Source organism: Neoluteolibacter marinus (genome assembly GCF_014904755.1).
GTDB lineage: Bacteria > Verrucomicrobiota > Verrucomicrobiia > Verrucomicrobiales > Akkermansiaceae > Haloferula > Haloferula marina.
In genome coordinates, this window is the sequence record NZ_JACZFQ010000242.1 from 1 (window position 1) to 324 (window position 324).

The following is a 324-nucleotide window of genomic DNA, read 5'->3' on the forward strand; positions in this document are numbered from 1 at the left end:
GTCGCTCAGTCAGAGATTCGGCCAGCTTCCGTCCGATGTGTTCGGCGACGGCTTCGGTCGTGCTCAGTCTCTCGGAGAAGTCAGGGTGTTCGTCGAGATTCGTATAGCGCAGAGGGGTCAGAGCCGCGTCGAGCAGGCTCATGGCTTCACCGATGTCGAGGACGACGGAATGCTCGTCGAGGCTCGCGCGGGTGAAGGTAGCCGAGACTTCGAGAGTGGCACCGTGCAGGCCTTGGGCGGGACCGAAGAATTCGTCGGGCAGGCTGTGGGCGATCATCACATGGTCGTTGACTGTGAGTCCGAACATTGTCTTCTCTTTCTTCT

General features: G+C 59.9%; 1 protein-coding gene. It reads right to left on the reverse strand.

Annotation, left to right across the window (positions count from 1 at the left end):
* Positions 1-307: 6-pyruvoyl trahydropterin synthase family protein (locus IG178_RS24670; protein ID WP_193215232.1), on the reverse strand; the 307-nt coding region annotated here is incomplete at its 3' end.
* Positions 308-324 lie beyond the last annotated feature (17 nt).